The organism is Pseudomonas sp. D1-1 (assembly GCF_051132225.1).
In the GTDB taxonomy this organism is placed as follows: domain Bacteria; phylum Pseudomonadota; class Gammaproteobacteria; order Pseudomonadales; family Pseudomonadaceae; genus Aquipseudomonas.
The window spans coordinates 1,711,056-1,727,247 of record NZ_CP071676.1 but is presented as its reverse complement, the minus strand read 5'-3'; the positions used below and the strand labels follow the sequence as shown (position 1 = coordinate 1,727,247).

The following is a 16,192-nucleotide window of genomic DNA, read 5'->3' as shown; positions in this document are numbered from 1 at the left end:
ATCATGCCCCTGCCTTATTTGCTCCCCGCCACCTCGGCCTTCGTCCAACGCGCCCCACGCATGCTCATCGGCGGCGACTGGGTCGAGGCCGCCGACGGTCAGACCATGCCGCTGCATAATCCGGCCACCGGCGAAGTGCTGTGCTTGGTGCCACGAGCCACCCCCGACGATGTCGACCGCGCAGTGTTGGCCGCCCGTCAGGCTTTCGACGATTCGGCCTGGACGCGCACCCGCCCTCGGGAGCGGCAGAATCTATTGTGGAAACTCGCCGACCTGATGCAGCGCGACGCCGAACTGCTGGCGCAGCTCGAATGCCTGAACAACGGCAAAAGCGCGGCGGTGGCGCAAGTGATGGACGTGCAACTGTCCATCGACTTCCTGCGCTACATGGCCGGTTGGGCCACCAAGATCGAAGGCTCCAGCGTTGACGTGTCGCTGCCGTTGATGCCCAACGATCAATTCCACAGTTTCATTCGCCGCGAAGCGGTGGGCGTGGTCGGGGCTATCGTCGCCTGGAATTTCCCGCTGCTGCTGGCTTGCTGGAAACTCGGCCCGGCACTGGCCACCGGTTGCACCGTCGTGCTCAAACCTGCCGACGAAACGCCGCTGACCGCGCTGAAGCTCGCAGAACTGATGTTGGAAGCCGGTTACCCCGAAGGCGTGTTCAACGTGGTCACCGGCACCGGTATCACGGCGGGCTCCGCCCTGACTCACAATCCGTTGGTGGACAAGCTGACGTTCACCGGCTCCACCGCCGTGGGCAAGCAGATCGGCAAGACCGCCATGGAATCCATGACCCGGGTCACTTTGGAACTGGGCGGCAAGTCGCCGACCATCGTCATGGCCGATGCCGACCTGAAGACCGCTGCCGCGGGCGCCGCCAGTGCGATTTTCTTCAACCAGGGCCAGGTCTGCTGCGCCGGTTCGCGGCTGTATGTGCAGCGCAAGTATTTCGACAATGTGGTGGCGGATATCGCCGACATCGCCAATGCAATGAAGCTCGGCAACGGACTGGACCCCAGTGTCGAAATGGGCCCGCTGATCTCCGCGCGGCAACAGGAACGGGTTTATGGCTACATCGAAAAAGGTCGGGAAAGCGGCGCGACCATCGCCTGCGGCGGTGAGCAATTTGGGCCGGGGTTCTTCGTCAAACCCACGGTGATAGTCGATGTCGACCAGCGGCATTCACTAGTACAGGAAGAAATCTTCGGCCCGGTGCTGGTGGCGATTCCGTTCGATGACGAGGCCGATGCGTTGCGCATGGCCAATGACAGCCCTTATGGCCTTGGGGCGAGCATCTGGTCGAATGATTTGGCGGCGGTGCACCGGATGATTCCGCAGATCAAGTCGGGTTCGGTGTGGGTCAACTGCCACAGCGCCCTGGACCCGGCGTTGCCGTTTGGCGGCTACAAGATGTCAGGGGTCGGGCGCGAGATGGGGTATGCGGCGATCGAGCATTACACCGAGTTGAAATCGGTGTTGATCAAGTTGTGATTGGCGGCGTTCTTTAGACCGCTATCGCGAGCAAGCTCGCTCCCATATTGGAATTGTGTTCGACGCAAAACCACTGTGGGAGCGAGCTTGCTCGCGATAGGCCAGCCCAGGCAACCCGAATGTCAGGGCTTGAACCCCTGCCCCAACAACCACCCCCGAACCATCCTTCCCTGCTCCACTGTCAACCCCGCCAAGACTCGCTCGGCCGGCTCGCTACGCAACCGTCGCACCAACGGTGCCAACTCAACCCCTTGCACATGCCAGGTCCCCAGCGGTTGATCCGCCGTGATCACCACCTCGGCCTCATCCACAAATCCATCGCGCAATACCGGCGCCAGCTCAATCCTCAGAGCGGAGAAATCCGCCTCGGCGTGGGCGACCTCAGCATCCGGCCACTGCCGCCGCGCCTGCCAGAACGGCTGGTTCGACCAACGCTGCTCATCGGCATAAAAGTCCCGGCCAATGCGCGCGAAGCGTAAAAACAACTGCTCCACCCGTTGCTGATGAAAACGCTGTGCCAGCAAACTCCGCTCAGGTTTGCGCAACAGCGTGTTGATCACCGCAGGCGCTTGCAACGCCGAAGACAACGACTGGAAGATGCCATTACCCGACAGCGGATCCACCGCCATGGCGGCGTCGCCCACACGAATCCATTGATCACCGCAGACCTGCGGACACAAGATCGCCGTACTGCTGCGGGCATGCAGGTGCAGATCGGTTTGCGGTTCACCCCCAAAAAACGCGTGGGTCAATGCCGACTGCTGGAACCGATGGCGGCAGTAATCGAGCAACAGCGCTTTGCCCGGCAACTCGGCACTGGCCACGTCCACCGTCCATTGCCAATAACACTGGCCGTCGGCCCGGCGCGCCATCCAGGCCCAGCCGTCCGCAAGGCTTTCCACAGCACTGGCGCTGCTACCCGGCGCACCTTGCCAGCGATTGAGCAAACTGACCGTCTCTGGCCCACGCAGGCCTTTGCCAAGGGCAGGTGCCTGGCGTCCGCGGGCCTCCACCAGGAAATCCGCGAGCAGTGCGTCACGCCCTTGCAGTTCGATTCGATGTCCCGAAGCGTGTGGCTGCACCGTCAGCACTCGGCCCTCGATCAACTCAACGCCGGCCAGGCGCAAATCCTCGCGCAAGCCGCGATCGAAGCGCGGGCGATCCAGTAAAAATTCAATGTTCTGAGCATGCTGCTGACCGTTCCAGGACACCTGCCGCTGGGAAGGCTGCGTCGCATCCGTCAATGCTTGATGCAGCCCCGAACCGCGCAAGGCATCCAACACCCGCACGGAAACCCCTTCCAGTGCCGCGAAGCGCCGCCATTCACTGACCAATTTCACGGGATACCCAAGCCGTCGCAACCCCAGGGCCACCGCCGCCCCCGCAGGCCCCGCGCCAAGAATCACAATCGGCTTCATGCGCCGACGCGCCGTTCAGGGCCGTGATAACGGGCGTTCTTTTGCAGCCACTCGACAACGTGTTCGTTGCTCGCCTCGGGATTTTCGATGAGGAAACCCACAATGTGCCCGCTCAATGCCGCACAGCCGAGGCTCGCACCCGACTGCCCCGGGTAGGTACCGTGAACACACGCGGCAAAATCCGCCTGGGCGCTGTTGAGCCACGACCATTGCTGCTCGGTGCAACGAGCGTCGCCGGTGGCCCGCAGCACCTGCGGATACTTTGCCGGGAACACTCCTTCGCCCTGGGCCGGGCTGGACGCACACAGCAAAATGCCCCGCGCCACCGCCGCAGCACAGGCTTCACGCAACAGGTGACGATCCTGCCGCAATCCGAGGCTCAGATTGATCAACCGCACGTCCTGCGCCACCAGCCAATCGATGGCGGTAGCGATCTGCAAGGCGCTGGTGACGCCACGCTGGTCGAACACCTGGGCTACGCAAAAAACCGCCGCCGGTGCACGCCGGCTGATGGCCTCGATCACCGCGCTACCATGGCCCAGCGGATCGTTGTGTAGATCGCTTTCGGCCAGTCCATCCTCCAGCAGCGAGAACCGTCGACCGGCAATCACCTGCGCCCGTTGCGCCGGCGAATGACCACTGTCCACCACCCCAATCCGCAGCTCAGGCCTCATGCTGCACCGTTCTTGACGTGAGCACGCCATCCAGCAGTTCAAAGCACAGATCGGCATCGGCCAGGGTCGAGGGGCGATGGCTGATCAGGATCCGAGTACGCCCGGCGAACAACCGGTCGATGGCCGCGATCACTTCGCGCTCGGTGGCTTCGTCGACCGCCGAAGTCGCTTCGTCCAGCACCAGGATCAACGGATCCTGTAGCAGCGCCCGGGCGATGGCGATGCGCTGTTTCTGTCCGCCGGACAACTGCTGGCCACGCTCGCCCAAAGGGCTGTCGAGGCCTTCGGGCAGTGACTCGATCAGGCTGTCGAGCTGCGCCAGCCGCGCCACTTCGGCAATCGCTTCGCGACTGGCGTCGGGCACCGCGTATGCCAGGTTGTCGGCGAGGCTGCCGCGAAACAGCACGATGTCCTGACTGACCACGGCTATCCGCCGACGCAGCTGGAACAGGTCCAGTTCCCGCAGATCGACCTCCCCCAGCAAGACCCGACCGGACTGCGGATCGTGGTGCCGCTGCAGCAGATCGATCAGGGTCGACTTACCGACACCAGAGCCGCCGCTCAGGGCGACTTTCAACCCATAAGGAATTCGCGCTTGAATACCACGCAAGGTGGTCGGGCGACCGGGATGGCTGAAGTGCACGTTGTCGAAACGCAGTTCGCCAGAGACCGGCATCGGCTGCGGCGCAACCGGAGTAAGGACGGTTGGCTCTTCACCGCGCAGTTCCATGACCCGCCCAAGGCTCACGGTCATCCGCTGAATCGCGACGTAGAGCCCTAGCAGGCTCTGGACCGGGCCGACAGCCATGCCCAGATAGGTGGAAAACGCGATCAACGCGCCCAATTGCCAAGTCCCTTGCACCACCCAGTACCCGCCAATCAAAAACGCACAGGCCCGCGACAACGATGTCAGCGTGCCGGGCACCGCTTGGGTGAAAAACTCAGTGACTTGCAGGCGCAAGAGCTGACTCATGTACCCTTGGCCCAACGTCTCCAGTCGCCGCGCCTCGCGCTGTTGCTGACCGGCGGACTGGATGAATTTCATCACCGGCAAGGTCTCGACCATGAACGAGGACATGTCCGCCGAACGCTCGCGCAGCTGCCGCACATCGCGCTCGACCTTACGCCGCATCCAGCGTAGCCAAAGCACGTCGAGTGGAATCAGCACCAAGGCCAGCAGCGAGAGTTGCCACGACAGGGTCACCAACATCGCCACGGCGACCACCAGGCCAATCACGCCCGACACCGCCGAGAACAGCGAATCCACGGCAAAGCGCTGGATCTCCGCGACATCGCCATCCAGACGCGACATCAGATCACCGATACGCCGCTCGCCGTAGAAACCCGGCGAGAGCGTCTGCAGATGCCGATAAAGGTCATCGCGCAGGGCAAACAGAATCCGTCCGGACAATCGCGTGTGCAGGTACCGATTGATGCCCGACAGCGCCGTGCCCAACAACCCGGCGACAATCATCAACCCGGCGATCAGCGCCAGCATCGCAAAGTTGCGCGCCAACAGGCCGTCGTCGATCAGCAGCTTGGTTAGCCAGGGTTGTACCAATACCAGCGACGAAGCGCAGACCGACAGCCCAAGCAGCCCGGCAATCGCCAACCGGTGCGGGCGCACGAAGCTGTAGAGCCAGCGCAACGCCGCTTGCAGCGCCGCGGGGTTCTGGCTGTCGACCAGCCGAACGATCAAACGCAGCATCACGAACGCAACAGTTTGAGCTTGCGATACAGGGTCGCGCGGCTGATACCCAAGGCATCGGCGGCCGCCGAGACGTTACCTTGGTGCGTGTCCAGGGACTGACGAATCAGCTCCAGTTCATGTTCACGAATACTGCCACTCTGAGGGCGTTCGCCGGCGGTCAGTTCGTCGAGCATACTGTCGGGCAGATGGTCGAGGGTGAGCACGGTGTCCCCCGGCTCACGCATGGCCAGCGCGGTGCGCAGAACCATTTCCAATTGGCGGATGTTGCCCGGCCAGTGATAGCCGCCTAGCAAGCGGATCAAATCGTCACGCAGGACCACTGTCGGCGCGTCGAGTTTGGCCAGCAAACGATCGACCAGGCCATTGAAGTCGTCGCGCTCGCGCAGGGCCGGGAGCATTACGCTGATGCCGTTGACCCGGTAAAACAGATCCTCGCGAAAGTGTTTGTCTTCCACCAGACGCTTAAGGTCGCGGTGCGTGGCGCAGATCAGCGCGATGTCGATGTCTTGCTCCTCTCCAGCGCCCAGCGGCGCGACCTTGCGGTCCTGCAGTACCCTGAGTAAACGGGCCTGCAAGGCCAGTGGCATGTCGCCGATTTCATCGAGAAACAACGTGCCGCCATGGGCCTGTTGCAGGCGCCCGACCATGCCGCCCCGGCGCGAACCGGTAAAGGCACCTTCGCGGTAGCCAAACAGCTCCGACTCGATCAGGCCTTCGGGGATGGCCGCGCAGTTCACCGCGACGAAAGGTTTGTCGCAGCGGGTTCCAGCCATATGGAGCGCTCGGGCGATGACTTCCTTTCCGGTGCCCGTTTCGCCCAGCAGCAATACTGGCAATTCATTGGCCAGACCTTGGCGGGCCATGCGCAGCGCCCTGGCGTAACGGGCATTGTTGCCGGCCAGGGATTCGAGATCGGGTTGCGGTTTAGCGGTTTTGATTGGGGTGCGCGATGGAACGCTGACGTTGATCGAGCGCTGCGGCGCGCGCAGGGTTTTGTAGAAAAATTCACCCTTGGCCGTTTGCAGACTGCCGATGCCGCCCTGATGCAGACGCGATAACAGTTGCAGGCCATCGACACCCAGGAACTCTTCACAGCCTCGGCCAACCAGCGCCGAACGCTCGGCATGGAGCAACTGACATGCCTGGGCGCTGACCGCGAGGATCTGCCCGCCGAGACTCACCGCGAGCAAACCCTGCCAGGGGGACTCGAGGTATTGGCGACGGCTGTGGAAGGCGAGGACGATCTGGTCCGGGTAACAAGCGTTGAACACGCGACTTTCGATCTGGCTGACGGCCATGGCCAGCAACGCCGTGCTGTCGTGAACGCGGCCGAGCGGGCCTTCGCGGGTCAGGTCAAGGACGCCGAGGATGTCACCCTGCGCGCAATAAATCGGCACCGAGGTGCAGGAAAAATCGGTCAGACGATCTAGGTAATGTTCACCGCAATCGATCATCGTTGGCCGGGCTTCCACCAGCGCGGTACCCAGCGCGTTGGTGCCGCGCGCCGCTTCGCTCCAGCAAGCGCCCAGCGTGATGTCTTGCAGGTTGCTACCTTTGAAACGATCGGCGCGCCCTTCGGCTGCCAGGATGGTGGCGTCGGAATTGGCGAGGATGATGAGCCCTTCCTTGCCCTGGCGCTCGGCCAGATAATCGATGGCCGGCACCGCCGCATCGATCAACAACCGATTGCTTTCCAGCAGCACTTCAAGACTGGCGTTCGACTCCAACGCCAGTTCTTGCTTGGCATTGAAATGCACGCCATGACTGAGACTGCGCCGCCACGAAGCATCGATTTCGGCGCGCAATACGCCATCGGGAACGGTGCCCTCGAGGTGCAGTTTTTCCCGGGCCAGCCGAGCTTCGCGATGAAGTTTGGGATGAGTTGTTTTTATCAGCATCATCAAGCGCTCCGGATCGGTCCGCCCTGCGCCCCCTAGGTTCAGCGCCTTGTCGCCATCTTTACGTTAACGTCAGGGCATTGGCAAGTGCCTTACGGCATTTGCGCGTCGACCGTCCGTCAACGGATAGAGAATCCAAATCTCAAAAAACCGTTTGCCCAGAGCTGGAATTAATCATGGCGACACGAAACGTTGTGCTCCCCCCTCACCAGGAACAGGTTATCCAAGACCTGGTGCAGTCCGGCCGTTATCAGAATGCCAGCGAAGTGATGCGAGAAGGTCGAGGTCGTCCGACTCCTTCATGACGCCATGGAAGTACAGTTGCATCTGCCCAACGATTGACCAAAAACCTAAAGGCTCACGCCTCAGCACATAAATTTCAGGCGAAAAAAAACCACTCATCTAAGTGGCTTTTTTCTGAATCTTGGAGCGGGGAAACGAGACCCGTATCTGGCTCAAGGCCAGATGCTCATCTCGCTACACAATCTGCTCCAGCATCAAACCGATTCGGTACGCGTCAGGATTCTGGACTCAATCCTGGACTTAAACGCACCGGATAGTGCTGGATTTCAGTGGTTACCGCTGGAACGAAAAAAGGGCCTAAAGGCCCTGATTTCAATCACTTACAGAATTCAGTCGAACTCTGTAGCGCAATATTTGGAGCGGGAAACGAGACTCGAACTCGCGACCCCGACCTTGGCAAGGTCGTGCTCTACCAACTGAGCTATTCCCGCAAATGGCGTCCCCTAGGGGACTCGAACCCCTGTTACCGCCGTGAAAGGGCGGTGTCCTAGGCCACTAGACGAAGGGGACACGCTAACTGGAACACATGGTGTGTATCCCAGTGCCCAAATCCGCATCCGAAGATGTCGGCTCTGGTTTCACTCAGCCCTGCCCGAAAGCAACGCTGTTTAAATTGGAGCGGGAAACGAGACTCGAACTCGCGACCCCGACCTTGGCAAGGTCGTGCTCTACCAACTGAGCTATTCCCGCATTGGCGTCCCCTAGGGGACTCGAACCCCTGTTACCGCCGTGAAAGGGCGGTGTCCTAGGCCACTAGACGAAGGGGACACACGTACAACATTCACTGCTTATCGCGTTTGGCTGAGTGCTTTACGCTGTAAGTGGCGCGCATTCTATGGATGGATTGGAGGGTCGTCAACCCCCGAATATAAATTTATTTAAATCAATGACTTCGCCCGGTTTGAGGAGGATTCGCGGATTTTCCCCGTCCGCTCTCTGGCGCCTATATTCTGTCGCCCGCCAAGGGGTTATAGTCGCGCCCGACAAATAGTGGCAATGTGCATCTACTCCGCTACGCGCCGCGTGAACAGTACGTCGCCCGTCTAATCGCGTCGCTCGGGCCTATGCGCTTAAAAGCCAAGCCACTACACTCATGACATGCGAACGCTAATAAAGAGGTCTTACCGGTGACACCACTCATGATCACCCTGCTCGTCGTAGCCGGGATCGCACTGTTGATCGCCATTGGCTACATGAACCATGTGGTGGAAAACAACAAGCTGGAAAAGGCCCGCACCAAAGTCGAACTCAACGACCGCTTGCGGCGTTGCGGCGAGCTCACGGAAACTTTCCCCGGCCAGTTGATGACCCCGGCCCTGAAGTTGCTGATGACGCGCCTGGAGATGAATGTCTGCCAGCGCTTGCTCAACCTTGAAAAGTCCAACGCTGCGGTCAAGGCTCGCCTGGATGAACTGTCCGCATTGGCTGCTCAGGGTGAGTCGATTCCGGTAAGCAACCCGCCGGCACCGATACAAACCGAGGCCAAGGCCAAGGATGTGCGGTTTCTGCTCGAAGCGTTGCACGGCCAGATCACCCGCGCCGCGCAGGATGGCTTCCTGCCGCCCAACGAGGCCAAGCGCTGGATCCGTGAAGTGCGGCACCTGCTGGTGCTGCTGCACATCGAGTTCTTCAACAATCTCGGTCAGCAAGCCTTGCAACAGGAGCAACCGGGGCAGGCCCGCCTGGCATTCGAGCGAGGCGTGCAATACCTGCGCAAACAGCAGGAGCCGCAGGTCTATGCCGAACAGTTGGCCTATCTGGAGAAGCTTCTGGCCCGCGCCAATGCCCAGGTCCTGGCCAGCACCCAGCCGGTCGAGGGCGAGGTTAACCAGTTGACTGAAGGGTTGAAGGAAGACGAAGCGAACGACGAGTGGAAGAAAAAGAAAGTCTACGATTGAGTTCGGACTGATAGCCCGCCCGTTTCTTGTGCAAACACATTTCTCTGTGGGAGCGAGCCTGCTCGCGAAGACGGTGGTTCAGCCAGCATGAATAGTGGCTGACACACCGCTTTCGCGAGCAGGCTCGCTCCCACGGTTTCGCGGCGTGCATTAACTCTGTGACTGATGAAGATCCAAGGTGGTAGCGAGCCTGCTCGCGAAGGCGGTCAGTGCAGCCTCACACTCACAACCTGAAATGCCCCACCATCCCCTTCAACTCGCTCCCCAGCTGTGCCAGCTCAATGCTTGAAGCGGCATTGCCCTGCATGGCCATGGACGATTGATCGGCGCTGGCACGGATACTGGTAACACTGCGGTTGATCTCTTCAGCCACCGAACTCTGTTGCTCGGCTGCCGCCGCGATCTGTTGGTTCATCTGCTGGATCAACGACACCGCCGCCGCAATGCTGCCCAATGCGCTTTCGGTCTGCAGCGCATCGCTGACGGCCATTTTGACCAATTCGCCGCTGCTCTGGATCTGTTGTACGGAGGTCTGGGCGGCCGAGCGCAGGGCGCTGACCAATCGCTCGATTTCCTCAGTGGACTGTTGCGTACGCTTGGCCAGGGCTCGCACCTCATCGGCCACCACGGCAAAACCCCTGCCCTGCTCGCCCGCCCTGGCCGCCTCGATAGCGGCGTTGAGCGCCAGCAGGTTGGTTTGTTCGGCGACGCTCTTGATCACGCTCAGCACCGTGCCGATGTTCTGTATCTCGGCGCTGAGGCTTTCGATGCTGGTGCTGGCCGACGTCGCCGAATCAGCCAGTTGTTCGATACGCACCATGCTCTGGCGCACCACCCGCTGGCCGCTTTCAACCTTGTCGTCGGCGGTCTGGGCTGCTCGCGCGGCCTCTTCGGCGTTGCGCGCCACGTCATGCACGGTGGCGGTCATCTGGTTCATGGCCGTGGCCACCTGCTCGGTTTCCTCCTTCTGGCTGCTGACTTCAAGGTTGGTCTGCTCGGTCACGGACGACAGCGACTGTGCCGAGCTGGCCAATTGCTCGATGCCGGCCTGCAAACCGCTGACGATGCTGCTCAAGCCGGCCGCCATCTGCTGCATGGCCAGCATCAACTGGCCGATCTCATCCCGACGTGTCACATCAACCTTGGCACTCAAGTCACCTGAAGCAATCTGTTGGGCGACGCGAATGACACTGCGCAGCGGCGTAACGATCAGCCGGGTGATGAGCCAGGCAGCGATCAATCCCACCAGCAGGGCCAGGGCCGACGAACCGACGATCATCAGCGAATTTTTCTTCAGCTCCGCCTGCATTGCACTGTCTTCAGCGTTGTAGGCTTGGTCGACCCGCGCCACAACCTGGTCGGCACGCTCATGCAATTGCTGGTAGACGGTTTTCTCCTTGGCCAGCAAACCGGTGTATTCGGCCAACTGCTGATTGAATCCGCCGATGTGCCCGGCCACTTCGTTGAGTACGGTCTGGTAACCCGGATCCTTGACCGCGCCCTTGAGTACTTCGGCCAGTTTCATGGCCTGCTCGGCCTGTTCGATGTTGCCTTGCCCGGCGTTCTCCTCGCTGCCTTTACGGCTCTGGTCCAGGCGAACCCGCGCTTCGTTCATGGCCTGCAGCATCAGCCGCGAGACCTCGCTGACCTGGTTGGCCTGCTCGATGAATTCCGCACCGTCCTTGCCTTCGGACTCTTTCAAGGTATAGGCGCCGTCATCGGCCAGACCCGCCTGCAACACATCCAGGTTGTTGGCGACACTGGAAACCGACCAACTGGCCATTTCCAGGGCCAGGTCCTTGCTCTGGCTCAGATCCACAAACTCATCGAATGCCTTGCGATACGCCGCCAGAGCCTGCTCCACTTCATCCATCACCGGTACATTGGCAGCCGATTGCGCCTTGAGCTCATTCGCCAGGGCAACCAATGCATCGACACCCTGGCGCAAGGCATCGGCCGTCTTGGGGTCGGAGCGCGAGGCGTATTCCTGCTCAAGCAACCGGACCTTGAGCAACCCGCTGTTGAGGGACGACATCTGTTTCAAACCATCGAAACGCTGACTGATGGTTTGCAGCGACCAGACACCGATGGCCGCCACCAACGCAGTGAGCAGCAACACCAGGAAAAACCCGATGCCCAGTTTTTTCGCCATACCGAGGTTGGCGAAACGTCCTTGCACGGCCGTAATCATTGCGCCCAGTCCTCTGCCAGTGTGTGTTGCTTGCAGATTCGCAACGAGACACCTCGCAACACAAGATGCCTGCGTCGGAATAATGGCAAAAAGCTACAGCCGCGTCGTTTTCAGGACACTTGAGGTCGATCCAGAGCCGTGGCATGGAAAAACGCCAACGCCTTGGGGTCTCGGGCATGGGCCACGTTGATCCGCAACCAGTCAGTGTCGGTGCCTGAAGGACTGAACGCCGTACGCGAGGACAGCTGGATGCCGGAGTACCTGGCCAGACACTGCAACCTGCCGTAGTCGCAAATGGGCGGGCGCGCCCAAATGAACAGCCCCCCTGCCGGTTTGCCAAAAACTTCCCAGTCGGCCTCGTCGAGCAACTGCAACGTCATGGCCATATCGGCATTCAGCCGCTGCCGCTGGCGCTGGACCAGTTTTCGGTAGGCACCGTTGGCCAACAGATTGGTCAGTACCGCTTCAGAGAATCGCGACCCGCCCATGCTGGTTATCCCCTTGACCTCGCTCAATCGCGCGATAACGCAGGGCCCGGCCACCACGAAGCCGACTCGTAACGAACTGCTGAGGGTTTTCGAGAAACTGCCGAGGTAGATCACATCGGCATCCAGAGCGGCCAGGCGGACTCGCGTCGAACCCTGGAAATCGGCATAGACATCGTCCTCGATAACCAGCATGGCGTGCTCTTTCGCCAACTCAAGCAATCGCTGGGCTACAGCCAGGGAAAGATTGCTGCCGGTTGGGTTGTGGCAGGCACTGTTGATGAACAGGGCGTTGGGGCGATGCATCGCCAACAGACATTCGAGCGCAGCGATGTCCGGGCCGTGCGGTGTTCTCGGCAGTTCGATCATGTCGATCCTGTGCAGCCTGAGCAGGTCGAACAGCTTCGAATAACCCGGGCTTTCCACCACGACGCAGCTCCCTGGTTGCAGCAGTGTGCGCACGATCAGGTCCAGCCCGTGGCTTACCCCCGTCGTGGTCAGGATCAGGTTTTCATCGGCATCGATATCGAACTGTTTCAGGCGCCTGGACAATTGCTCGCGCAAGGCCGGCAGCCCCATCGGCGTGCTGTAGTTGAACAACCCCGCCATATCGGTGCGGGTAACCTGGCGGATCGCATAACCAAGGTCGTCGCTTTCACGCCAGCTCTCGGGCAACCCGCCGCCCCCCAGTTCCAGAGCCCCTGGCGAACCGGCCCCCAACCCCGCCTGCTGGTAAGAAATGCCCGGCGGCCAAAACTGATCGACCGGCTCATGCCATGCCAAAGGGCCTGAGGCGACCAGAAAACCTGAGCCATGACGAGAGGCCAGCAGCCCCTGCGCCACCAGCCGCTGGCAGGCTTCGTGGACACTCGCCTGGCTTAGCAGGTTTTCCCGCGCGAGCCGCCGGATCGATGGCAGGCGCGCCCCTGGCGGCACCACACCCTGGCGGATCCGGCTGGCCAGCGCGTCGACAATTTGCTGCACGACAGGCACCAGGGCCTGCCGGTCGATTCTCAACTCCATGAGTAACCAAGCTCCTAAGCGAATGTTTTACGTTCGAAAGAGTTAAGCACAGGGCCGAGTCGGACGATGTAAGCCAAAGACGTGAAAACGCCTGCTTCTCATCCTTTGAAATACATTGGCCGGTCAATCGAGCGCACCTGCCTCCAAAAACGAAGCCCGCATCCAGTGCGGGCTTCGTCCTGCATGCAGGGTTGCAACCATGACGATCAGAACGCCGTGACCCCGCCGTCCACGGCCAGCGAATGCCCCGTAGTGAATGCCGCCCCGTCGCTGCACAGGTACAGCACCGCGCTGGCGATCTCCTCGACCTTGCCAATACGCCCCACGGGGTGCATCGCATTGGCGAACTCGCCTTTCTTCGGGTCCGCCTCGTAGGCGCGCCGGAACATATCGGTGTCGATGACCGCCGGGCAGACCGCGTTCACACGGATTTTCTTCTTGGCGTATTCGATGGCAGCCGACTTGGTCAGCCCGATCACCGCGTGCTTGGAGGCTGCATAGATGCTCATTTTCGGCGCGGCCCCTAGCCCGGCCACTGAGGCCGTATTGACGATAGCGCCGCCCCCTTGGGCCAGCAGCAACGGCAATTGATACTTCATGCACAGCCAGACGCCTTTGACGTTGACCCCCATGATCGCGTCGAACTCGTCCAGCGTGCCATCGGCCAGCTTGCCCTTCTCGATCTCGATGCCGGCGTTGTTGAATGCGTAATCCAGGCGACCGTAGGCACTGATCACCTCGTCCATCAGACGTTGCACATCGCTTTCCACGGTCACGTCACAGCGCACGAACACCGCCTCGCCACCGGCATCGCGAATCAACTGCACCGTACCCTCGCCGCCCGCCATGTCCAGGTCCGCCGCGACCACTTTCAGGCCTTGCGCCGCGAACGCCTGGGCGGTGGCGCGGCCAATGCCTGCCGCCGCGCCCGTCACCACGGCAACCTGTCCGGAAAACGTCATGCTCATCGTCAATGCCTCGAAGAATTACGGGAGTCACTGAATATAGTCATCGTCCGCGCTACTGCGGCAGCACTATGCAAATGCCGGTTGGATATTCATGGATGTCAGTGATAACAGCCCCAGTCTCGTCATCACCAGGTTGGATCGACGTGCATTCGCTGTGTCGGCAAACCTTGCGGTCAACCCGCCGAGGGTCTATCAACAAGGCTTCATTCATCTTGAGTCCCAGCCATGACTGCTCAGATCAATCGCCAGTTCCTGCTCGCCAAACGCCCGGTAGGCGCCGCGACCCGCGAGACATTCACTTATCAACAAGTGCCGGTCGGCGAACCGGCAGCCGGTCAGATCCTGGTGAAGAACGAATACCTGTCTCTGGACCCGGCCATGCGTGGCTGGATGAACGAGGGTAAGTCCTATATCCCGCCGGTCGGCATCGGTGAAGTCATGCGAGCCTTGGGCGTAGGCCAGGTTGTCGTGTCGAACAATCCGGGCTTCGCGGTCGGGGACTACGTCAACGGTGCATTGGGCGTGCAGGATTATTTTCTCGGCGAGCCACGAGGTTTCTACAAGGTAGATCCGAAACTGGCGCCGCTGCCGCGTTATTTGTCCGCGCTGGGCATGACCGGCATGACCGCCTATTTCGCCCTGCTGGATGTCGGCGCCCCCAAGGCCGGCGAAACCGTAGTGCTCTCGGGAGCCGCCGGGGCGGTGGGCAGCATCGCTGGGCAGATCGCCAAAATCAAAGGCTGCCGCGTGGTCGGCATTGCCGGCGGCGCCGATAAATGCCGGTTTCTCATTGATGAGCTGGGCTTTGACGGCGCCATCGACTACAAGAGCGAAGACGTCCACGCCGGCCTCAAGCGCGAATGCCCGAAAGGCGTGGATGTGTATTTCGACAACGTCGGCGGCGACATCCTCGATGCGGTGCTCAGCCGCCTGAACATGAAGGCCCGCGTGGTGATTTGCGGTGCGATCAGCCAATACAACAACAAGGAAGCGGTGAAAGGACCGGCCAACTACCTGTCGCTACTGGTCAATCGTGCGCGCATGGAAGGCTTCGTGGTCATGGACTACGCCGCGCAATTCGCCGCCGCCGGGCAGGAAATGGCCGGCTGGATGGCCAAGGGGCAGCTCAAGAGCAAGGAAGACATCGTCGAAGGGCTGGAGACCTTCCCCGAGACGCTGACCAAGCTGTTCAGCGGGGAGAACTTCGGGAAGTTGGTGTTGAAGGTCTGACAGGAAGCAACTGTGGGAGCGAGCCTGCTCGCGAAGGGGCCGTGTCAGTCAATATCAGCTTGATTGACATACCGCTTTCGCGAGCAGGCTCGCTCCCACAGATGGGGTGAGCAGATTTGAACCACAGGTGGGCGTCAGGCCAGTTCGGCCACCACCGCCGCCAAGGCCTTGGCCGGATCGGCGGCCTGGCTGATCGGACGGCCGATCACCAGATAGTCAGAACCGGCATCCAGTGCCTGGCGCGGCGTGAGGATACGACGCTGGTCGTCCTGGGCACTGCCCGCTGGACGAATCCCCGGGGTCACCAGTTGCAGCGACGGGTGGGCCGTCTTCAGGGCGCCGGCTTCCAAGGCCGAACAGACCAGACCGTCCATGCCGGCCTTCTGCGCCAGCGCCGCCAGACGCAACACCTGCTCCTGGGGCTCGATGTCCAGGCCGATTCCCGCCAGGTCCTCACGCTCCATGCTGGTCAGCACGGTCACGCCGATCAGCAGCGGTTTCGGACCGCTGCGCTGGTCCAGCACTTCCCGGCACGCCGCCATCATGCGCAGGCCACCGGAGCAGTGCACGTTAACCATCCACACGCCCATCTCCGCAGCGGCCTTGACGGCCATGGCGGTGGTGTTGGGGATGTCGTGGAATTTCAGGTCGAGGAAGACCTCGAAGCCCTTGTCCCGCAGGGTGCCGACGATCTCCGCAGCACAACTGGTGAACAGTTCCTTGCCGACTTTGACCCGGCAGAGCTTGGGGTCCAACTGGTCGGCCAGCTTCAGGGCGGCGTCACGGGTAGGGAAATCCAGGGCGACGATGATAGGCGTCTGGCAGGCGGACATGAGCGGGCTCTCAGGCAAGTCGAAATCGGCGCGCATTGTAGCGGAACCAGCGCCTGTGCGGGACCC

The 16,192-nt window shown here is 61.2% G+C and carries 11 protein-coding genes, 4 tRNA genes and 2 pseudogenes; 4 read left to right on the top strand and 13 right to left on the bottom strand.

The window, feature by feature from the left end:
- Nucleotides 1-3: 3 nt before the first annotated feature.
- Nucleotides 4-1,494 (top strand): aldehyde dehydrogenase family protein, encoded by a 1,491-nt coding sequence (locus J3P86_RS07810; RefSeq protein ID WP_434699839.1) that lies wholly within the window; start codon nucleotides 4-6, stop codon nucleotides 1,492-1,494.
- Between the two features lie 122 nt (nucleotides 1,495-1,616).
- On the opposite strand, the gene qhpG is transcribed toward J3P86_RS07810, so the two are convergent.
- The 4 genes from qhpG to J3P86_RS07790 are packed head-to-tail and all read right to left on the bottom strand — an operon-like array spanning nucleotide 1,617 to nucleotide 7,198.
- Nucleotides 1,617-2,912, bottom strand: coding sequence for a flavin-dependent monooxygenase QhpG (gene qhpG / locus J3P86_RS07805; RefSeq protein ID WP_434699838.1), 1,296 nt, complete (start codon nucleotides 2,910-2,912; stop codon nucleotides 1,617-1,619).
- Entirely contained in the window at nucleotides 2,909-3,586 is a 678-nt protein-coding gene (qhpE, locus tag J3P86_RS07800; RefSeq protein ID WP_434699837.1) for a subtilisin-like serine protease QhpE, read from the bottom strand. The genes qhpG and qhpE overlap by 4 nt, the downstream gene beginning before the upstream one ends.
- Nucleotides 3,576-5,294: an ABC transporter ATP-binding protein gene (locus J3P86_RS07795; RefSeq protein WP_434699836.1), complete on the bottom strand. Its 1,719-nt coding sequence runs from the start codon at nucleotides 5,292-5,294 to the stop codon at nucleotides 3,576-3,578. The genes qhpE and J3P86_RS07795 overlap by 11 nt, the downstream gene beginning before the upstream one ends.
- Nucleotides 5,294-7,198 carry a sigma-54-dependent Fis family transcriptional regulator gene (locus J3P86_RS07790; protein WP_434699835.1) on the bottom strand — a complete coding sequence of 635 codons (1,905 nt, stop codon included), beginning with the start codon at nucleotides 7,196-7,198 and terminating at the stop codon, nucleotides 5,294-5,296. The genes J3P86_RS07795 and J3P86_RS07790 overlap by 1 nt, the downstream gene beginning before the upstream one ends.
- 173 nt (nucleotides 7,199-7,371) lie before the next feature.
- On the opposite strand from J3P86_RS07790, the pseudogene J3P86_RS07785 reads away from it, so the two are divergent.
- A pseudogene (locus J3P86_RS07785) lies at nucleotides 7,372-7,476 on the top strand (ribbon-helix-helix domain-containing protein); the annotation flags it as partial.
- Between the two features lie 377 nt (nucleotides 7,477-7,853).
- Here J3P86_RS07785 and J3P86_RS07780 read toward each other — a convergent pair.
- The 4 genes from J3P86_RS07780 to J3P86_RS07765 form a co-directional block, all read right to left on the bottom strand.
- Nucleotides 7,854-7,929: transfer RNA gene (locus J3P86_RS07780), tRNA-Gly, on the bottom strand.
- Nucleotides 7,930-7,932: 3 nt separating this feature from the next.
- Nucleotides 7,933-8,008, bottom strand: a tRNA-Glu gene (locus J3P86_RS07775).
- A 104-nt stretch (nucleotides 8,009-8,112) separates the two neighbouring features.
- Nucleotides 8,113-8,188: transfer RNA gene (locus J3P86_RS07770), tRNA-Gly, on the bottom strand.
- A gap of 2 nt (nucleotides 8,189-8,190) precedes the next feature.
- Nucleotides 8,191-8,266 (bottom strand) — tRNA-Glu (locus J3P86_RS07765).
- A gap of 371 nt (nucleotides 8,267-8,637) precedes the next feature.
- Here J3P86_RS07765 and J3P86_RS07760 point away from each other — a divergent pair.
- Nucleotides 8,638-9,396, top strand: coding sequence for a hypothetical protein (locus tag J3P86_RS07760; protein WP_305496076.1), 759 nt, complete (start codon nucleotides 8,638-8,640; stop codon nucleotides 9,394-9,396).
- Between the two features lie 223 nt (nucleotides 9,397-9,619).
- Here J3P86_RS07760 and J3P86_RS07755 read toward each other — a convergent pair whose 3' ends face one another.
- The 4 genes and pseudogenes from J3P86_RS07755 to J3P86_RS07740 form a co-directional block, all read right to left on the bottom strand.
- Nucleotides 9,620-10,324 carry a methyl-accepting chemotaxis protein gene (locus J3P86_RS07755; protein WP_434700611.1) on the bottom strand — a complete coding sequence of 235 codons (705 nt, stop codon included), beginning with the start codon at nucleotides 10,322-10,324 and terminating at the stop codon, nucleotides 9,620-9,622.
- A 204-nt stretch (nucleotides 10,325-10,528) separates the two neighbouring features.
- A pseudogene (locus tag J3P86_RS07750) lies at nucleotides 10,529-10,675 on the bottom strand (HAMP domain-containing protein); the annotation flags it as partial.
- 1,022 nt (nucleotides 10,676-11,697) lie between these two features.
- Nucleotides 11,698-13,095 (bottom strand): PLP-dependent aminotransferase family protein, encoded by a 1,398-nt coding sequence (locus J3P86_RS07745; RefSeq protein WP_434699833.1) that lies wholly within the window; start codon nucleotides 13,093-13,095, stop codon nucleotides 11,698-11,700.
- 206 nt (nucleotides 13,096-13,301) lie between these two features.
- Entirely contained in the window at nucleotides 13,302-14,063 is a 762-nt protein-coding gene (locus tag J3P86_RS07740) for an SDR family oxidoreductase (RefSeq protein WP_434625203.1), read from the bottom strand.
- Nucleotides 14,064-14,288: 225 nt separating this feature from the next.
- Between J3P86_RS07740 and J3P86_RS07735 the strand changes: the two genes are divergently transcribed.
- Nucleotides 14,289-15,293, top strand: a complete 1,005-nt coding sequence (locus J3P86_RS07735) for an NADP-dependent oxidoreductase (protein ID WP_434699832.1) — start codon at nucleotides 14,289-14,291, stop codon at nucleotides 15,291-15,293.
- Between the two features lie 134 nt (nucleotides 15,294-15,427).
- On the opposite strand, the gene pyrF is transcribed toward J3P86_RS07735, so the two are convergent.
- Nucleotides 15,428-16,126, bottom strand: a complete 699-nt coding sequence (gene pyrF / locus J3P86_RS07730) for an orotidine-5'-phosphate decarboxylase (protein WP_434569389.1) — start codon at nucleotides 16,124-16,126, stop codon at nucleotides 15,428-15,430.
- Between the last annotated feature and the right edge of the window lie 66 nt (nucleotides 16,127-16,192).